Origin of the sequence: Mucilaginibacter sp. OK283, from assembly GCF_900110415.1 — a bacterium.
Classification (GTDB): domain Bacteria; phylum Bacteroidota; class Bacteroidia; order Sphingobacteriales; family Sphingobacteriaceae; genus Mucilaginibacter.
Genome location: NZ_FODR01000004.1, coordinates 207,342 through 225,787 on the forward strand (window position 1 = coordinate 207,342; position 18,446 = coordinate 225,787).

The 18,446-nt window shown below is 43.9% G+C and carries 14 protein-coding genes; 9 read left to right on the forward strand and 5 right to left on the reverse strand.

What is annotated here, in order from left to right; genetic code table 11:
• Window positions 1-8 precede the first annotated feature (8 nt).
• The 4 genes from BMX56_RS11820 to prmA all read left to right on the forward strand — a co-directional run bounded on the left by BMX56_RS11820 (window position 9) and on the right by prmA (window position 3,828).
• Entirely contained in the window at window positions 9-1,193 is a 1,185-nt protein-coding gene (locus BMX56_RS11820) for a putative sugar nucleotidyl transferase (protein ID WP_090646944.1), read from the forward strand.
• A gap of 203 nt (window positions 1,194-1,396) precedes the next feature.
• Window positions 1,397-2,161: a triose-phosphate isomerase gene (gene tpiA / locus BMX56_RS11825; protein ID WP_090646949.1), complete on the forward strand. Its 765-nt coding sequence runs from the start codon at window positions 1,397-1,399 to the stop codon at window positions 2,159-2,161.
• Between the two features lie 133 nt (window positions 2,162-2,294).
• Window positions 2,295-2,756, forward strand: coding sequence for a hypothetical protein (locus BMX56_RS11830; RefSeq protein WP_143065433.1), 462 nt, complete (start codon window positions 2,295-2,297; stop codon window positions 2,754-2,756).
• A gap of 235 nt (window positions 2,757-2,991) precedes the next feature.
• Window positions 2,992-3,828 carry a 50S ribosomal protein L11 methyltransferase gene (prmA, locus tag BMX56_RS11835; protein WP_090646957.1) on the forward strand — a complete coding sequence of 279 codons (837 nt, stop codon included), beginning with the start codon at window positions 2,992-2,994 and terminating at the stop codon, window positions 3,826-3,828.
• Between the two features lie 88 nt (window positions 3,829-3,916).
• Here the strand turns inward: prmA and BMX56_RS11840 are convergent, their stop codons facing one another.
• The 3 genes from BMX56_RS11840 to BMX56_RS11850 form a co-directional block, all read right to left on the reverse strand.
• A complete protein-coding gene (locus BMX56_RS11840) occupies window positions 3,917-4,945 on the reverse strand; it encodes a GntR family transcriptional regulator (RefSeq protein ID WP_090646961.1) in 1,029 nt (342 codons plus the stop codon).
• A 74-nt stretch (window positions 4,946-5,019) separates the two neighbouring features.
• Window positions 5,020-6,033 carry a cytochrome d ubiquinol oxidase subunit II gene (locus tag BMX56_RS11845; RefSeq protein WP_090646965.1) on the reverse strand — a complete coding sequence of 338 codons (1,014 nt, stop codon included), beginning with the start codon at window positions 6,031-6,033 and terminating at the stop codon, window positions 5,020-5,022.
• 12 nt (window positions 6,034-6,045) lie between these two features.
• Complete coding sequence (locus BMX56_RS11850) at window positions 6,046-7,353, reverse strand: cytochrome ubiquinol oxidase subunit I (protein ID WP_090646969.1); 1,308 nt, start codon at window positions 7,351-7,353, stop codon at window positions 6,046-6,048.
• Window positions 7,354-7,669: 316 nt separating this feature from the next.
• On the opposite strand from BMX56_RS11850, the gene BMX56_RS11855 reads away from it, so the two are divergent.
• Window positions 7,670-10,966: a glycosyl hydrolase gene (locus tag BMX56_RS11855; protein WP_090646973.1), complete on the forward strand. Its 3,297-nt coding sequence runs from the start codon at window positions 7,670-7,672 to the stop codon at window positions 10,964-10,966.
• A 250-nt stretch (window positions 10,967-11,216) separates the two neighbouring features.
• Window positions 11,217-11,591: a VOC family protein gene (locus BMX56_RS11860; RefSeq protein ID WP_177183786.1), complete on the forward strand. Its 375-nt coding sequence runs from the start codon at window positions 11,217-11,219 to the stop codon at window positions 11,589-11,591.
• A 128-nt stretch (window positions 11,592-11,719) separates the two neighbouring features.
• Here BMX56_RS11860 and BMX56_RS11865 read toward each other — a convergent pair whose 3' ends face one another.
• The gene (locus tag BMX56_RS11865) at window positions 11,720-12,229 is read right to left on the reverse strand and encodes a hypothetical protein (protein ID WP_090646982.1); all 510 of its coding nucleotides are present in this window, start codon (window positions 12,227-12,229) and stop codon (window positions 11,720-11,722) included.
• 132 nt (window positions 12,230-12,361) lie between these two features.
• Entirely contained in the window at window positions 12,362-13,399 is a 1,038-nt protein-coding gene (locus BMX56_RS11870) for a LacI family DNA-binding transcriptional regulator (RefSeq protein ID WP_090646986.1), read from the reverse strand.
• A gap of 131 nt (window positions 13,400-13,530) precedes the next feature.
• Here BMX56_RS11870 and BMX56_RS11875 point away from each other — a divergent pair, with 131 nt between their 5' ends.
• The 3 genes from BMX56_RS11875 to BMX56_RS11885 all read left to right on the forward strand — a co-directional run bounded on the left by BMX56_RS11875 (window position 13,531) and on the right by BMX56_RS11885 (window position 18,218).
• Window positions 13,531-15,009: a xylulokinase gene (locus BMX56_RS11875; RefSeq protein ID WP_090647993.1), complete on the forward strand. Its 1,479-nt coding sequence runs from the start codon at window positions 13,531-13,533 to the stop codon at window positions 15,007-15,009.
• A gap of 127 nt (window positions 15,010-15,136) precedes the next feature.
• Complete coding sequence (gene xylA / locus BMX56_RS11880; RefSeq protein WP_090646990.1) at window positions 15,137-16,465, forward strand: xylose isomerase; 1,329 nt, start codon at window positions 15,137-15,139, stop codon at window positions 16,463-16,465.
• A 52-nt stretch (window positions 16,466-16,517) separates the two neighbouring features.
• The gene (locus BMX56_RS11885) at window positions 16,518-18,218 is read left to right on the forward strand and encodes a sodium/sugar symporter (RefSeq protein ID WP_369829639.1); all 1,701 of its coding nucleotides are present in this window, start codon (window positions 16,518-16,520) and stop codon (window positions 18,216-18,218) included.
• Window positions 18,219-18,446: the final 228 nt, after the last annotated feature.

The window sequence follows — 18,446 nt, forward strand, 5'->3', positions numbered from 1 at the left end:
TTTGCGCCATGGCTCTTATTCTTTTCGACGATAACGCACACCAAACTTTACTGCCGCTTACCTATACCCGGCCCGTTGCCGATTTGCGCATTGGTATCATGACCATTGCCGAAAAATGGGCTAAGCATTTAAATACAACCACGTCATTCCATACGCTCGATTATTTGCAGGCCAAATTCCCCGCGAAAATTGAGGCCGACAACCTGTTTATCAATGGCGCTGTTTGCCCCGACGAAGGTTTACTGGAAGCTATAGGCAATTTGCAAACGGGCGAGGCATTAAAATATAACGACCAGTTACTGGCTGTAAGGTTAAACCAGGCGGAAGCACAAAGTTTTAACCCCGATGCTGTTTTCGGGAAAATTATAGCTTACACCACTCTTTTTGTATCGATAAAATATCCCGAAGATATTTTCAGAAAAAATGATATCGAATTGCGGAAAGATTATCAGCTGCTCACCAAAGGCCGTACCAGCGCCGCTATAAGCGCTACCAACGTAATTATTGGAAACGATTTTTTTGCCGAAGAAGGCGCTGTTGCCGAATGCTCGACATTTAACACTACCAACGGGCCCATTTATCTGTCGGCTAATACCGAGATTTGGGAGGGTACCCACATTAGGGGCGCTTTTGCCATTTGCGAGCATTCGCAGGTTAAAATGGGTGCCAAAATTTATGGTGCCACCACAGTTGGCCCTTACTCAAGGGTTGGCGGCGAATTAAACAATGCCGTAATCTGGGGCTATTCATCTAAAGGGCACGAAGGCTATTTAGGTAACTCGGTACTTGGCGAGTGGTGCAACATCGGCGCCGACAGCAATAACTCCAACCTGAAAAATAATTACGACGAGGTAAAGCTTTGGGATTATAATACCATGCGTTTTCGTAAAACAGGCCTGCAGTTTTGCGGCTTGATTATGGCCGATCATTCAAAATGCGCCATCAATACCATGTTTAATACGGGTACTGTGGTAGGCGTTAGCGCAAATGTGTTTGGCGCAGGTTTCCCGCGTAATTTTGTTGCCGATTTTTCATGGGGAGGCGCGCAGGGCTTCGAGGTTTATTCGCTCAAAAAAATGTTTATCACCGCCCAAAAAGTATTTGACCGCCGCGACCATCGCAATTTTGACGAAGTAGAACAGGATATATTAACTAAGGTATTTGAATTAACAGAGGAATATCGGAGGTTTTAGTGAGTGGTTGATTGAGTTGGACTAAGTTGATCGGGTTGAGTAGGTTGGATTAGGTTGATTAAGTTTTAATATCTTCCAACTAAACCGGCTTAATGCAATGCAGGCCAACTCAACTCAGTACAACTTAATCTAACTCAATCTACTTAATCAATATATTCTAACCAAATCAACCACAAAAACACAATCAACTTAAAATAAACACAATGAGAAAAAAAATTGTTGCCGGAAACTGGAAAATGAACCTTGACTATAACGAAGGTTTAGGCGTATTTACCGAAATTATTAACATGGTTAAAGACGAGGTTACCGGTGCCCAGGAAGCTGTTATTTGCAGCCCTTTTATCCATATCAATAGCCTGGTACAATTAGCAAAAGGTTACAATAAAGTATCTGTTGGTGCTCAAAACGCCCACCAGGCCGAAAGCGGCGCCTATACCGGCGAAATTTCTGCCCGGATGATTAAATCTATCGGCGCGGCTTACGTTATCCTGGGCCACTCAGAGCGCCGCCAGTATTTTGGCGAAACCAACGAGCTTTTGGCTAAAAAAACTGATACTGTTTTAAAGCACGATTTACGCCCTATATTCTGCATCGGCGAAACTTTGCGGGAGCGCGAAGCTAATGAGCATTTTGATGTGATCAAATCGCAATTGGTTGAAGGTGTTTTTCATTTAGATGCCGAGCAGTTTGGTAAACTTGTTTTAGCTTATGAGCCGGTTTGGGCTATAGGTACAGGCGTAACTGCGTCATCTGCGCAAGCGCAGGAAATTCATGAGTTTATCCGTAAAGAAATTGCTGCCAAATACAGCCAGGAAGTTGCTGATAGTACCACCATTTTATATGGCGGTAGCTGCAACCCAAAAAACGCTGCCGAGCTATTTGCCTGCCCTGATATTGATGGCGGCCTGATAGGTGGCGCATCCCTGAAATCTCGCGATTTTGTGGATATTATTAAAGCTTTTAATTAAGATATGAGATTTGAGACGGGTTGCACTTGTCAGGCTGTTTAATCATATCTCAAACAGAAATAGCTATCGAACGTTAGATAGTGAGATTTGGGGTTAATCTCAAATCTCACATCTAATATCTCAAATCTAAAACATGAGAACTTTTCTCCCGCCACTTATTGCATTTATGGCATTTTCGGTGTTTGTAATCACAAGCGCTTACGCCAATGCCATGCAGGTAGGGGATATGGGCGAGGGTAATGTACATGCATTTATGGCCTGCTTTTATTACTGCTGGCCTTTATACTTCATATGCGCCATACTTACCCAATGGATTGTTATCGTGCCGGTTTGGGAAGCTTTTGTGTTGCGGTCGGCCGTTGGGGCATTAGTCACTTTTATAATTCTGGCTGTTGTTTGTGCGCTTGCCGCCGGCGGGGTTGCCTATTTTATATGGGACGATCAATCGGGCTATGATAACCTGATTGGGCTAACAACCATCATGTTAATGATACAGCTGGCTTACTGGGCTATTAATTTTTTTATATTGTTTTTAGTAACAGGGAAGGCTGTTAAGCTGAAGACCAAGCGCGAAGCTATTGCTGCTGAAGAGTAGGAATACAAAATAAAAAATATGTCATTGCGAGCGTAGCATGCAATAACATTAAAAAAAAGACTGTCATCCTGAGGTACGAAGGATCTATTCGCAAACTTTTCTATCGGTCATGCACAGCTGATAGATCTTTCGTACCTCAGGATGACAGGGAAATTGGATATGTTATTGCGAGGAGTTAAGCAATGACATATTAGCCACACTCGCGAAGTGAAATATCGCCATTAGATATGTGATTATGAATTACTACGAATTACTTTTTACCACCATAACTACCGAAGATTACCAGCAGGATTTGCTGATTAATGCTTTGGGCGAGATTGGTTTTGATACTTTTGAAGAACTGGAACTTGGTTTTAAAGCTTATATCCCGGTAGATGCTTTTGATGAAGCGGCGCTGATTGAGCAATTAGCGCCCTATCGAGAGCTGTTTACTTTTAGTTACGAAGTAACACTTATTCCGCAACAAAACTGGAACGAGGTATGGGAAAGTAATTTTGAGCCGATTGAGATTGGCGACAAAATTTATGTAAGGGCGACCTTTCATCCAGCCAAGCCAGAGTTTCCGTACGAGATTGTTATCGATCCGAAAATGGCTTTTGGTACCGGCCACCATCAAACCACATCAATGATGCTGGCACTAATGCTGGAAAACGAATACGAAGGCAAAAACGTGCTTGATATGGGTTGCGGCACAGGCATCCTGGCTATTATGGCATCTAAATTAGGTGCCGCGCAGGTTACCGCTATTGATTATGATCCGGTTTGTTATGATAGTACTATCGAAAACGCAGCGTTAAACCATATTGAGAATATTATTCCGCTATGCGGCTCTAAGGAGGTTATACCCAATGAACAATATGATACCATATTGGCTAACATAAACCGCAATATCCTGCTCGACCAGATGGAGCGCTACGCCGAAGTGTTAAAGCCCGACGGAGAGATCTATTTTAGTGGTTTTTACGAATCGCCCGACCTGGATATCATTACTGATGAAGCGGCCAAATACGGCCTTAAATATATCACCCACAAAAAAGACAAAGAATGGGTAGCAGCTAAGTTTGTAAAATAAGCCCTTTTAAAAACCGGGACTTCAAAACAAAATATAATGCTGCCCCCTCAAAACCTTCTCCTTCAGGGGAAGGTTTTGAGGGGGCCTTTTACAACGAACTCCTTAGCGTCACATTAAACGGTACTGCGAAATGCTCATGGCAATTGCTTAACGCAAATTCGGCGGTTTTGCTGCCCATGAGTTTAAAATCGGTTGATATGGTGGTGATGCCATCCAGGATAATCTCCTTAAGCGCCGTCTCGTTATAAGATATAACACCTACATCCTTAGCTACCTTTAAATCAGATGCGATGATTTTTTTGATCAGTTCTACCAGGTCATCTTCGGTAAGGCTGATGTATACGGTATCTTTCTGGATGGTTTCTGCTGCCAACGAATCAACCACTTCATAATCAAAAGCATATTGGCGGCAAAAGTTCAAAAAACCTTTCAGTATCTCTTTAGAATGATAGGTTTTCCCGGGAAATATCAGCTTGATATTGTGATATTTAGTTAATTTATCTATCAGCTTCTTAAGCGCTTCATATACATCCGAAGCAAAATTTTCATAAATGGCTGCGAATTTTCCGTTTACTCCTGGTACCAGGTTGTCCAATAAGATTAGTTTATCCTTTGGAATGGTGTTGATAATTTCGTGAGCTTTGGTCTCATTATCCAGAAAGTGCGGGATGATGATGTATTTGGCATAATCGCTGTTGAAACTTTCGGCAATGATCTTTTTAAAAAAATAAAAATCATTGTTATAAATATAAAAATCGATGGTCGCCAGTTCGCCTATGGTGGCTACAAAGGCGTCGTAAATAATTTTCTTGTGCGCGCTTAGCTTGTTAAACAGCAAAAATATTTTCAGTGGTTTCTGGAAATCTGTGTTTGATATAAAAAAACCTTTGCCAGGTACCGAGCTTACTATCCCTTTGTCTTTCAGTTCTTTATAAACTCTTTCTATTGTATTGCGCGAGGTATCTAAAGCAAAACTTAAATCATTGATAGATGGTAGCATATCATCCTTAACGATGTCGCCACTTTCGATAGCCCTGATAATGGCGTTCGAAAGCTGCAGGTATTTCGGAGTGATGGAATACTCGTCGATAGATAATATTTTAAGGTAGTTCTTCATAAACACGAATTGTAGCGAATTAAATCGAATTTCACGAATTAAGTTTGTTTAATTCAATAATTCAATAATTTCCTCTATTGCTTGTCTTTCCGCTGAAAGCTATAATACAAATACCCCAGCGCGGGTAATATAAACATACTGCCAACTAATAAACCAATCCCCAAATCATCTATGGTATTTACGGTTGCATGGTCTGTGAGCAATGACATCGAGCTGCCCCCTTTAAATATCACAAACCTTGGGAAACGGGTTGATCCTACTGATATCAGGATCATACTTACCTGGAAAGCGGCTAATAGCCTGATCCATTGCCTGTTCTTTTGTTCGGAGATAATAAACCAAAGCAGTACGAGTGATAAAGTGGCAGCTATTACGGCAACCAAACTAATAACATTGCCGAAGATCCATTTGGACAAGCCAACGTGCTCAATTTCTGAAGCTATAAAAACCAGCCCCCCGCAAATAACGGCTACCACGTTAAATATCTTTGCTTTTTTGATATAGCGTTTAATATCGTCGACATTCTCCGTTTCGCCTACAATGTAAATGGCTGCCAGGAAACCGCAAAGTGCTACGGTAAAGAGGCCTACAGCCACCGAGAACCAGTTAAACCAACTGAAAATATAGGCATGAACAAAATCTTTGGCTGTTGGATCAATCTGGCCGGATAACGCGCTGCCGGCTATAATACCCAGGAACATTGGTGTAACAAAACTCGAGTATATAAACAGGTGGTTATAAAGTGTTTGCGTTCTTTCACCTTTAATAGCATCATAATTGCGGAAGGTAAAAGCAGTACCACGCGCAATGATGCCTAATAACAAAATAAGCAGCGGGATATGCAGGTAAGTACACATCTCGCTATAGATATCGGGGAAACCTACAAATAATATTACCACCGTAATGATAAGCCACATGTGGTTGGCTTCCCAAATAGGGCCAATGGCCTGGTACATGGTTTTGCGTGTCCGGTGCTTATTATCATCGGAGGTAAAAAGCTCGATAATACCGGCGCCAAAATCGGCCCCGCCCAATAAGAAGTATAGGGTAATGGATGCAAATAAAAATAATATAACGATGTATAACATAGTGTCAGCAGGTTATTTGTCGTACAATTTAGGCACCATCTGGATCTGTCTTTTCAGTAGGAAAATAACAAATACGCTCAGGGTGAAGTAAATAAATGTAAACAGGTAAAATGTATACTGGATGCCCGGCATTTTGGTAACCGCCTCGCTGGTACGCATCACACCCTGGATAATCCATGGCTGGCGGCCAACTTCGGTTACTGTCCAGCCGGCCTCTAAGGCTATAAAACCCGTTGGCGTGGCAATAATAAACAGCTTTAAAAACCACGATTTATTTAACCATTCTTTCTTCTTCCACAGCGCTATAAAATACAGGATACCGATAAACATCATCAAAGTACCAATACCCACCATCACCTGGAAAGCATAATGCGTTATTGCAACAGGTGGCTGATCTTTAACCGGGATTTTATCAAGGCCATTGACAACCGTTTTAAAATCATCATGAACCAAAAAACTCAGCAGGCCGGGGATCTCCAGGCCGTAATTAACTTTTTTAGCAGCCGTATCCGGGATCCCACCTATAACCAGTGGCGCATACTCCTGTGTATGGAAATAAGCTTCCATAGCGGCCAGTTTAGCGGGCTGCCGTTTAGCTGCTCCTTTGGCAGATATATCGCCACTTAAGGGCTGTAAAATGGCCGCAGCCGCACCAAATACGATGGCTATTTTAAATGATTTGGTGTGGAAGGCCACGTTCTGTTTCCGGTAGATCATCAGCGCGTGGATGCCGGCTACTGCGAAACCCGTTGCCGAAAATGCCGCTATCGTCATATGTAGTGCTTCAGAAAACCAGGCTTCGTTGAACATTGCCTTCAGTGGGTCAATATTGAGGTATTTGCCGTTTACATAATCAAACCCCGATGGGCTGTTCATCCAGGAGTTCGCCGCCACTACCAATATGCCCGATGCTATCCCGCTTACACCCACCACAATACCCGTAACCCAATGAAACCAGGTATTTAGTTTGTTCCACCCGTAAAGGAAAAAGCCCAGGGCTATCGCTTCAATAAAAAAGGCGGTACCTTCTAAAGAAAATGGCATCCCGAATATGGGCCCGGCATGTTTCATAAAGCCAGGCCAAAGCAGCCCCAACTCAAACGACAACATGGTGCCCGATACTGCCCCGGTAGCAAAAAATATAGCAACGCCTTTACTCCAGGCAATGGTAACGTTTTTGTAAACCGGATCTTTGGTTTTTATCCATTTATAATGCGATATGGCCATAAAAACAGGCATAACCATACCGATACAGGAGTAGATGATGTGAAACCCTAAGGATAAGGCCATTTGCGACCTTGCTGCTATAAAGTCATCCATAGTTGTGATATAAATTATGGTTGAAAGTTAAAAGCTATATCGCACAAATGTAACAGAAATGTTAATTGATATTGAATATGAATTATAGGTATTTTAAGGTGGAGTATTGTATTTATGGATGAGATTTTGTAAAAAATAGTCTGTAAATTAATGACTTTCAAAATATCGGCCAGCCTAAGTTTTGTTTGCGCAGATATTTTAAAGGGGACAGCACAGGACAGTTTTGGAAATTATTAATGATAGTTTAGATTACCCAAATCTGGCAGGCATTTAAATGGATGCTGTCAACCCTTTATAACCTATAAGCAAAAACAAAATGAGGCGCCAAAAAAACATATTATTCACGCCGTTGTTGGCTGTTTTCTTGACGACGGTAAGTTTTTTTTCATCAACGGCCCAGGTAGCGCCAATTTTGCCGCCGGCGCAGCAACTTAACCGCAGTTTTGGCCAATATGATAAAGCAGCCTTTATGTCGCCGCCAAAAGTTTACTATCCCGAAACCTGGTTCCACTTGATAGGGGGGAATGTTTCAAAAAAAGGCATCACGGCCGATCTGGAAGCCATTGCGCGGTCGGGTATTTCGGGCATCCAGCTTTTTCATGGGCAGTTTGGCGGGCCATGGCCGGGAGTTAGTCCTCAAATTGCATGTTTGAGCCCGCTATGGGAAGATGCCATACGCCATACTGCGCAGGAATGCCGCCGACTGGGTTTGCGCTTTACCATGCAAAATTGCCCCGGATGGGCAATGGCTGGCGGGCCATGGATAACGCCGACCAATGCCATGCGACATTTGGCCTGGAGCAGAATCGATTTAGCAGGAGGGGAGGGTGTAGTAAACATACACCTTGACCAACCGCAACCCAGCAGCGAACCCTGGCGGGATTACAGGGATATTACCGTACTTGCATTTCCAACACCATTAGGCGATACCGGCAAGCCGCTTGTAGCCCAATCTGTTAAGGGCAGTAGCAATATATCATGGGAGGATTGTTTCCTGAAACAGGCGAAAGAATCTGTGCGGCTTAAACCAGCAGTCACGGGCGAACCGTACTGGGTTGAAGTAACCTTTGCCGATACCGTGACCGTCCGGACCATCGAATTTCCGAGTGTTAACAGCATGGGGCACGCCTGGAATTATGAACCTGGCGTAAAAATAAAGGCGCAGGCCATCATGGCCAACGGTAAAGTAACAGATATTTTAAATACCGATGTCCCCGAAGGGAACTGGCAGGATACCCAGCCGCTCTCTTTTGCCTGCACAGAAGTAAAAGATGCTAAAACGATAAAGCTCTACATCGAAAACAAACACGATATGGCTCTCGGCTTCATCCGTTTCTTTTCGGCTGCCCGCAAAAATAGCTGGGAATCAGAGGCCGGGTGGACCTTGCGCAGTATCGACCGCAGTGGCAAAAAGTACGGACAATCGCCTAAAAGCTATATCGATCCGGCCCAAATTCGCGATATCACCAACATGATGGATGCACAAGGCAACCTAAAATGGGCCGCCCCACGTGGTAAATGGACGGTTTTGCGCATAGGCCATGTAAACAGCGGCAAGCAAAATGGCCCCGCCCCGGCAGAGGGGACCGGCTGGGAGAGTAATAAACTTTCAGAAGCCGGCGCCAATGCGCATTTTGCTGGTTATATCGGCAGGCTGTCCGGAGCAAATGGCGTACTGGGCGATGGCCTGTTGAAAGGCATGCTGATGGACAGCTGGGAATGCGAAACCCAAACCTGGACACAAAATATGGAACAGGAGTTTAACCGCGTGGAGGCCTACCCGCTGCGCAAATGGATCCCTGCTTTGTTTGGCTATGTGCTGAAAGACCAGGAAACCACGTTTAAATTCCTGCGCGATTGGCGGTCGACCTTAAACAGCCTGTATACCTATAAGTTTTATGGGCGCATGGCGCAGCTGGCCAAACAAAACAACCTGGCTGTATCGTACGAAACTGCCGCCGGAGATGTTTTTCCGGCTGATATTTTAGAATATTACAAGTTTGCCGATGTGCCGATGTGCGAATTCTGGCAGCCTTTTACCAATGGGTACGTAGGCTCGTTTAATTTTAAACCCATTAAACCGGCTGCTTCCGCTGCACATATTTATGGCAAACCCCGGTTGGGCGCCGAAGCATTTACATCTTTCGCGCTCACATGGGACGAGCACTGGCAGGATTTAAAGGAAGTGGCCAACGTGAACATTGTAGAAGGCGTAACACACCTTGTATACCATACCTACACGCATAATCCCAAAGCCGATTCGCTGAAGCCCGGTACCTCATTTGGGTCGGGCATAGGTACCCCGTTCCTGAGACAGCAAACCTGGTGGAACGATATGCCACAGCTAAACGGCTATTTTGCGCGTATTAGTTATTTACAGGAGCGAGGCAGGCCGGTATCAGATGTGCTTTGGTATCTGGGTGACGAGATAGACCACAAGCCCGATCAAAACGCCCCTTTCCCCGACGGCTTTAAATACGATTATTGCAACCCCGATGTTTTGCTGAACAGGCTTACTGTAGCAAACGGGATGCTGGTAACGCCCGAAGGGATAAGCTACAGGGTGCTGTGGTTGCCATCAACCATCCACATGCTGCCGCAAACATTAGAAAAACTGGAAGCATTGATCCGCGCCGGGGCAACAATTATTGGCGACGCCCCACAATACCTGGCAACGCTTAGCGGTGGCAATAAATCACAAGTTCGTTTTAATACAGCCGTGAAAAATATTTGGGGTGATAAACAAACAAAAGGCTTACGCAAGTTTGGTAAAGGCGCTTTAATATCAGGAACTTCCCTGGCCGATGCTTTACAACAAATGCAATTAACCCCTGATGTTACCGGCGGAGACGCCATTTGGACACACCGCAATGCAGAGGGGGCCGACTGGTATTTCATATGCGCGCCAAAAGGCAAAGCATTTAAAGGCATGCTTGATTTCCGCAATACCGGTGCTGCCGAAATGTGGGATCCCCTTAACGGCACAACCAGGGCTGTAGCTGCCGAACAAAAACAAGGCCGTACATCTATAACTTTTGATTTACCACAGGCAGGCTCATGCTTTGTGGTTTTTAATCATACCCAGCAACAAAACGCCGCAAATAAACCCGTCCAAACAAAAGTAATTGCCACAACCAACCTCACCGCTCCCTGGGAACTATCTTTCCCGGAAGGCTGGGGCGCACCGCAATCAACCCGGATCAATGAATTAAAACCCTGGAAAGATCTGGATCTATCGCCCGAGGCAAAAGCGTTTTCGGGTACCGCCGCATATGCCACCACGTTTACCATTGATAAAATTGAACCCGGTGCGCATTTTTTGGTTAACCTTGGCTCGGTAAATATGATTGCCAAAGTTACCCTGAACGGGAAGTTTATCGGTACTGCATGGTGCAATCCTTACCAGCTGGATTTAACCAATGCTATTGTTGCAGGCAAAAATTCGCTTAAAGTGGAAGTAACCAGTACATGGTTTAACCGACTGGCCTATGATGCCGGGTTACCGGAAGATAAAAGAAAAACCTGGACGATAAGCGGGCCGGAAAAGGGATCGACTTTGAGGGAGAGTGGATTGATTGGGCCGGTGAGGTTGGTGGTGGAGAGGGGGTTGTAGGGGCGGCAAGAAAACGTCGGTTATGAATGTTGGCGTAGACTCACCCGGCGAGGCTGCGCCCGCCACCCTCTCTTCAGCTTCGCTGGAAAGAGGGGCTTGCAATGTGATTTAGTTATAATGTGTGCCAGTGTATTATTTTACAAACCAATCCATAATAATAGTGATGGATTACGTGGGTTTGAGGTAGCGGATACCGATGGTTACCCTTTGTTTTTTGAGAGGCTTAACGCACAATTCTAAATTTATCAAAATGAGTATAAATTATCTGAAAATCAAAAGTATGAGTCCGCAGTTTGTCGTAGCCGACCTTGAGCGTTCCCTGGATTTTTATACCCGCGAACTGGGATTTGAAATTGATTTCCGTTACGAGGATTTTTATGCCGGGATTATTAAAGGTAGTTACACTATACACCTTAAATTAGGTTACGGAGCTATCGAAAAAAAGGCGGGCAAAGCTAAAAATGAACATCTTGACCTGTGTTTTGCGGTAGCAGATATTAACAGCCTTTTTGAAGCGATAAAAAAACAGCCGATAAATATTATACAGCCACTAAGAGAAATGCCCTACGGACGGGAATTTTATATTACTGATCCGGATGGTTATATCCTGAGTTTTTTAGAATAATCTGGTTTTGCTGAGTATGTGTATTATTTGTTATAGAGGAGAGAATTGCTTTGAATTGCCATGCCATATAGGCTATTCCCACTTGTGTAAGCTGGCATTATTAAAATATCCAAAGTGCAACGTGTTTACTAAAACCAGCTTTTAAGTTCACCCGTCATTTTATCCTGTTCAGGTAGTTCCGTTTTACCGCATATCAGGTCATCAATTCCCGAAGCAATGCTGGTGGCTACAGTCTCATGCCTTATAAAAATGATGATCCAATTGCCGCCGCATAGCCATAAAAATGCAGCAATGCCTACCCACCAGGGACCGCCTCCTAACAGCATAAATACGCCCATAATAGTTGAGGCTATGGTTGCGAAAACAAAAAGCTCACGCATATTGATCTGATAATTCAACCACCAGCTATCATCTTTATAAATTAAACTAAAAGTACCATTGTCAACACTTCCGAATAAAGATCCTCTCCTTGCAGATGTCGAACCTTTATAGGTTACATGTATATCATCGCCAACAACGTTGTTGGCTTTATCCTCCAATATACTACTCATTATATATTGCAGCACCTGTTGTTGGTTATCGGGCGTTATTGTTGCTTTTAATCGCCTGTTATAGCTTACGCTGAATGGGAAAATCATAGCTAATGATCTGTTAAATAAAGATAACAGGATTTATTTACAGTAAATAATCAAAAACCTGGGGAAAGCGTTACAATTTGATCATTGGCACCTTCATCTTGGTCGACTTAGAAAATAATATAAATATACTTTCTACCCTTTCCCATTTCTCGCCGTCGATCCCCTTATAATCAGCTCAGGTTTTATGCTGATGATTTTTGGTTTGGATGTGGTATCGGTATTGCCTTTTTCCTGGAAGTACAGGTTGGCAACCGTATTGCCCATATAAATACTAAACTGGTCTATCGTGGTTATGGATGGGCTGGTAATTTCCGAGAAACCTTCGTTGGCGTAGCCGCAAACGCCTAACTCCGATGGTACCTTTATTTTCATCGCGTTGGCAACCTCCAAAACGCCCAGGGCCGAGAAATCAGATGTAGAAGCAAATATGGCATCGGGAGGCTGGGGCAGGCTTAGTAGTTTGCGGGTACCCTCGGCGCCTAATTCTTTTGTCCAGGCATTTTCAACTATCAGTTCGTCAATCACATCAATATTGTAGGCTTTTAAGGCCCGCAGGTAACCGGTTTTACGCTGTTTAAAAATGCTGAGGTTTTGAGGGCCTTCCAGCAGGGCTATGCGTTTGTAGCCGCTTTCTATCAGGTGCGATACGGCTTCGTACGATGCCTGCTCGTTATCGTTTATTACCTTCAGGGTTTCCAGTTCTTCGGCCACGCGGTCAAACTGGATAAGCTGGATGCCGTGGTCAATCACGTTTTGCAGGTGCTGGTAGTCGTTGCCATCGGCCGATACCGATATTACAATACAATCCACATCCTGGTTTATCAGGGTATTCACGCACTGTATCTCTTTATCATGCGATTCGCCCGATTGGCAGATGATGAGGTTGTAGCCTTTTTGATAGGTTGCTTCCTCGATACCCGCAATAACGTTGGCAAAAAAGTTTTGGTTAATGCGCGGCACTACAATACCAATAGTTTTGGAATGCCCCTTGCGCAGGTTTGACGCCAGGATGTTACGCTTGTAGTTAAGTTCGTCGGCGGTTTTCATGATCAGCTCCTTGGTTTTTTCGTTTACCTGGTTGCTGTTATTCAATGCGCGAGACACCGAGGAAGCGGTTATGCCCAGTTTTGCGGCGATGTCATAAATGGTGGTGCGTTTTCCCTTTTTCATTATAAAGTGCAAGTTGGAAAAAATATTTTACGCAATCGATTGTAATTTTAAATATTTATTTAATTTCGTGAAGTTAAATGCCCAAAAATAAACCCGTTTTTACTATTCATGCTAAAACCCCAGAAAAATCCATGTTATTATTAGGGATTGATATAGGTACTTCTTCAGTTAAAGTTAGTGTTGTTAACGCTGATACGCAACAAATTATAACATCAGCACAGTTTCCGGACGAGGAATCGCCGATAAAGGCTGTACATCCCGGCTGGGCCGAGCAGTCGCCACTCATGTGGTGGGACCAGGCGCAACAGGCACTGGCACGCTGCCATGCCAAAGGTGGTTACAACCCGCAGGATATTGCCGCCATAGGGATAGCTTACCAGATGCACGGCTTAGTTTTGGTTGATAAAGACCAGAATGTTTTACGCGACAGCATTATCTGGTGCGATAGCCGCGCCGTTGAAATTGGCGATAAAGCCTTTGCCGCCATAGGCCAGGAAAAATGCTTATCGCACCTGTTAAACTCGCCGGGCAACTTTACCGCGTCCAAACTGGCCTGGGTAAAAGAGAACGAGCCGGAGATTTACGCTAAAATAGACAAGATCATGCTGCCCGGCGATTACATCGCCATGAAGCTAACAGGCGAGATTACCACCTCGGTATCGGCTTTATCCGAAGGGGTATTCTTCGATTTTAAAACCAACGGCATCTCTAAAGATGTTATCAATTACTTTGGTTTTGATGAAAGCCTGTTCCCGGTTATCAACCCGGTTTTTTCATCTCATGGCGCGTTAAAAAGCGATGTAGCCGAAAAACTTGGCCTTAAAGCCGGCATCCCGGTAACCTATAAATCGGGCGATCAGCCAAATAACGCCTTATCATTAAATGTATTAAACCCGGGCGAGGTAGCTGCAACGGCAGGCACATCCGGCGTAATATACGGCGTAAGCGATCAACTGGCTTATGACCAGCAATCGCGCATCAACACCTTTGCCCACGTAAACTATTCCGAAGAGGAAAAACGTTTAGGCGTATTGCTTTGCATTAACGGAACGGGCAGCTTATACCGCTGGGCCAAATACAATTTTGGCGCAGGCTTAGGTTACAATCAACTTAACCAGGAAGCGAAAAAAGCACCTTTAGGCAGCGATGGCCTGCGTGTACTGCCATTTGGCAACGGCGCCGAGCGTATGCTGAACAATAAACAGGTAGGCGCCCATTTTCAAAATATCGACCTTAACCTGCATACCCAGGCGCATATTTTCCGCGCGGTACAGGAGGGCATTGCCTGCGCGTTCCGTTATGGTTTTGATATCATGCGCAGCAACGGCATGAACCCAACCGTTATCCGCGCCGGCAAAAGCAACCTGTTTTTAAGCGAACTATTTACCGAAACCTTTGTAAACGCCACAGGTGTCCCCGTTGAGCTATACAACAACGACGGCAGCGTAGGCGCGGCCTTAGGCGCCGGAATAGGTGCAGGCATCTTCAAATCGCCGTCAGAAGCATTCAGCAATACCAAAGCCATCCAATTAATAGAGCCGGATCTTTCCGTTGATTTTGAACCTATTTATAATGAATGGAATACGTTACTTAACAAGCAGTTGAGTTAATTCAAAATTCAAAAGTCGAAATTCAAAAATGGAGCAGCTGCAAAAAATCACTAATTCACTAACTCGCTAATTCACTAACTAATAAAATCACTAATTCACTAACTCAATAATTCACTAATTAAACAATATGAAAATCATCACAGGCGAAAAGGAATTTTTCAAAGGAATAGGTCAGATAGCTTACGAAGGGCAGGAATCAGATAACCCGCTGGCGTTTCGCTGGTATGATGCCAATAGGGTAGTGGCCGGCAAAACTATGGCCGAGCATTTGCGTTTTGCCTGCGCTTACTGGCATTCATTTAACGGTAACGGTGCTGATCCGTTTGGCGGGCCAACCCACATTTTTGCATGGGACGAAAAAGTCGACGCTGTAGAACGCGCTAAAGACAAGATGGATGCAGCGTTTGAGTTTATTACCAAAATGAATATCCCTTACTACTGTTTTCATGATGTGGATGTGGTTGATTACACCAATGATGTAAACGAAAACGATCGCCGCATCCAGGCTTTGGTTGAGTATGCCAAACAAAAACAAGCCGAAAGCGGTGTTAAATTGCTTTGGGGAACATCAAACCTGTTTAGCCACCGCAGGTATATGAACGGTGCTGCTACCAATCCCGATTTTCATGTACTGGCCCATGCAGGCGCCCAGGTTAAAGCGGCTATTGATGCTACCATTGCTTTGGGTGGCGAAAACTATGTTTTCTGGGGTGGTCGTGAAGGCTACATGAGCCTGCTGAATACCGATATGAAACGCGAGCAGGAGCATTTTGCTAAATTTTTACATACCGCTAAAGATTACGCACGCAAACAAGGCTTTAAAGGAAACTTCTTTATCGAACCAAAACCTTGCGAGCCTACCAAACACCAGTATGATTATGATGCGGCTACTGTTTTAGGGTTTTTGCAGAAATATGATTTGCTGAATGACTTTAAACTGAACCTGGAAGTTAACCACGCTACGTTGGCCGGCCATACTTTCCAGCACGAGTTGCAGGTAGCTGCAGATTCTGGTTTATTAGGTTCGATAGATGCCAACCGTGGCGATACCCAAAACGGATGGGATACCGACCAGTTCCCGAACGATATCAACGAAATTACCGAATCGATGATGATTATCCTGGAAGCAGGTGGTTTACAAGGCGGCGGTATTAATTTTGATGCCAAAATTCGCCGTAACTCAACAGATCAGGCCGACTTATTCTACGCTCATATTGGTGGTATGGATATCTTCGCCCGCGCCCTGGTTATAGCCGATAATATTTTGCAGAAATCGGAGTATAAAAAGATCCGTTCCGACAGATATGCCTCATTTGATGCAGGTTCGGGAAAAGATTTTGAGGATGGTAAGCTATCATTAGAAGATTTGCGTAACTATGCAATAACCAATGGCGAGCCAAAAACATTAAGTGGCCGACAAGAATATTTAGAAAATTTGATAAATCGCTATATATAGCTTATAATTGTCAATCTAACATTATTAAAACCAACTTAACCAAACAATGAACCTGAAAACCCTCTCGTACGGCGATTATGTCGTGTTTTTTATTTACTTCGTTATAGTATCCAGCTATGGCTATTGGGTATACAAGCGTAAGCATAATGCCGACGCGACCTCGAAAGACTATTTTTTGGCCGAAGGATCGCTTACCTGGTGGGCAATCGGGGCATCATTAATCGCCTCCAATATATCTGCCGAGCAGTTTATCGGCACCAGCGGATCGGCGTTCAAGATGGGTTTAGCGATATCAACTTACGAGTGGATGGCGGCAATTACGCTGATTATTGTGGCTGTATTTTTTATACCGGTATATCTTAAAAACAAGATATTCACCATGCCGCAATTTTTGCACCAGCGCTATAACAGCACGGTTGCTATGATCATGGCTATATTTTGGCTGTTGCTGTACATCGTAGTTAACTTAATGTCTATCCTTTACCTGGGTGCATTGGCTATCAGTGGTATATCTGGCCTCAACATCTGGTTATGTATTATATTACTGGCAGTTTTCTCGGCATTTATTACTCTTGGGGGCATGAAGGTTATCGGTTACACTGATGTTATTCAGGTTGCTGTGCTTATTTTAGGCGGATTGATGGCTTCTTACCTGGCGCTAACTTTATTGAGTGAGAAGGAGGGCACTACAGGTTTATTAAATGGATTTAAAATATTACATTCAGAAGCTTCAGACCACTTCCACATGATCTTCAAGAAGGATAATCCTAACTACATGGATTTGCCTGGTTTATCAGTTTTAATAGGCGGTATGTGGATCACCAATCTTAATTATTGGGGCTGTAACCAATATATTACACAAAGGGCTTTGGGGGCAAACCTTAAAACCGCCCGTGGTGGTATTCTTTTCGCGGCTTTCCTTAAACTATTAATGCCTGTTATTGTGGTATTACCGGGTATTGCCGCTTATTTATTGTACCAAAAAGGCATGTTCCACCAGGAAATGATGAGCTCAACAGGTGTAACCGATCCTAATAAAGCTTATCCATCTTTATTGAACTTATTGCCAACCGGCTTAAAAGGCCTATCGTTTGCGGCACTAACGGCGGCAATTGTAGCTTCTTTAGCAGGTAAAGCCAATAGTATAGCCACTATATTTACATTAGATATCTATAAAAAAGCTATCAATCCCGGCGCTACTGATAAAAAATTGGTAAATCTTGGTAAAATATCTGTTCTCGTTGCTTTGGCATTAGGCGTTATTTTATCGTTTTTTATCGGCAACGCTTTGATGGGCGAAGGTAAACAAGGGTTCCAGTATATCCAGGAATATACAGGGTTTGTATCTCCTGGTATATTTGCCATGTTCATTCTTGGTTTTTTCTGGAAAAAAGCTACATCAAACGCGGCCTTGTTTGCTACAATTGGTGGTTTCATCATGTCGTGTGTATTTAAAGTTTTGCCACGCTTTGCCGATCTTAGCTTCCTGTCGCCATACGGTTTCTCCAAACTGGCTTTACAGGATGATAAAGTAACCAAACTGTACGAAATACCTTTCCTTGACCGTATGGGCTTTGTATTTGTTATTTGTATTATAGGTATGTACATCATATCAAAAATTGAAGCTGCTAAAGGTGTTGTTACCAATGGCCTTGAAATTGACGCATCGATGTTTAAAACTTCGAAAGGCTTTTTGGCCGGTGCGGTAATTATTACAGGTATCGTGGTTGCACTTTACTCTGTTTTCTGGTAGCAGACAATTTTGTTGAAATACTTAAAGAGCGGCGGGTTTTACCTGTCGCTCTTTTTTTTACCCACAGCCTCACAGCCGGATTAATTCAATGAATTTAACACCACGCATCGCCTGGATTAAAAATATTAACCGATGGTAGTGTACCACCCTGTGCCAGGGTGTACCACCCCGTGTCAGGGTGTTTCACCCCGTGCCAGGGTGTTTCATCCTGTTTCACTTATTCCGGTA

Excerpts from the sequence above, each read along its gene's own strand:
- xylA (WP_090646990.1), top strand. The coding sequence starts at position 15,137 with ATGAAAATCATCACAGGCGAAAAGGAATTTTTCAAAGGAATAGGTCAG.
- BMX56_RS11875 (WP_090647993.1), top strand. The coding sequence starts at position 13,531 with ATGTTATTATTAGGGATTGATATAGGTACTTCTTCAGTTAAAGTTAGT.
- BMX56_RS11820 (WP_090646944.1), top strand. The coding sequence starts at position 9 with ATGGCTCTTATTCTTTTCGACGATAACGCACACCAAACTTTACTGCCG.
- BMX56_RS11860 (WP_177183786.1), top strand. The coding sequence starts at position 11,217 with ATGAGTATAAATTATCTGAAAATCAAAAGTATGAGTCCGCAGTTTGTC.
- BMX56_RS11830 (WP_143065433.1), top strand. The coding sequence starts at position 2,295 with ATGAGAACTTTTCTCCCGCCACTTATTGCATTTATGGCATTTTCGGTG.
- BMX56_RS11850 (WP_090646969.1), bottom strand. The coding sequence starts at position 7,353 with ATGGATGACTTTATAGCAGCAAGGTCGCAAATGGCCTTATCCTTAGGG.
- BMX56_RS11845 (WP_090646965.1), bottom strand. The coding sequence starts at position 6,033 with ATGTTATACATCGTTATATTATTTTTATTTGCATCCATTACCCTATAC.
- BMX56_RS11870 (WP_090646986.1), bottom strand. The coding sequence starts at position 13,399 with ATGAAAAAGGGAAAACGCACCACCATTTATGACATCGCCGCAAAACTG.
- tpiA (WP_090646949.1), top strand. The coding sequence starts at position 1,397 with ATGAGAAAAAAAATTGTTGCCGGAAACTGGAAAATGAACCTTGACTAT.
- prmA (WP_090646957.1), top strand. The coding sequence starts at position 2,992 with ATGAATTACTACGAATTACTTTTTACCACCATAACTACCGAAGATTAC.
- BMX56_RS11840 (WP_090646961.1), bottom strand. The coding sequence starts at position 4,945 with ATGAAGAACTACCTTAAAATATTATCTATCGACGAGTATTCCATCACT.
- BMX56_RS11865 (WP_090646982.1), bottom strand. The coding sequence starts at position 12,229 with ATGATTTTCCCATTCAGCGTAAGCTATAACAGGCGATTAAAAGCAACA.
- BMX56_RS11855 (WP_090646973.1), top strand. The coding sequence starts at position 7,670 with ATGAGGCGCCAAAAAAACATATTATTCACGCCGTTGTTGGCTGTTTTC.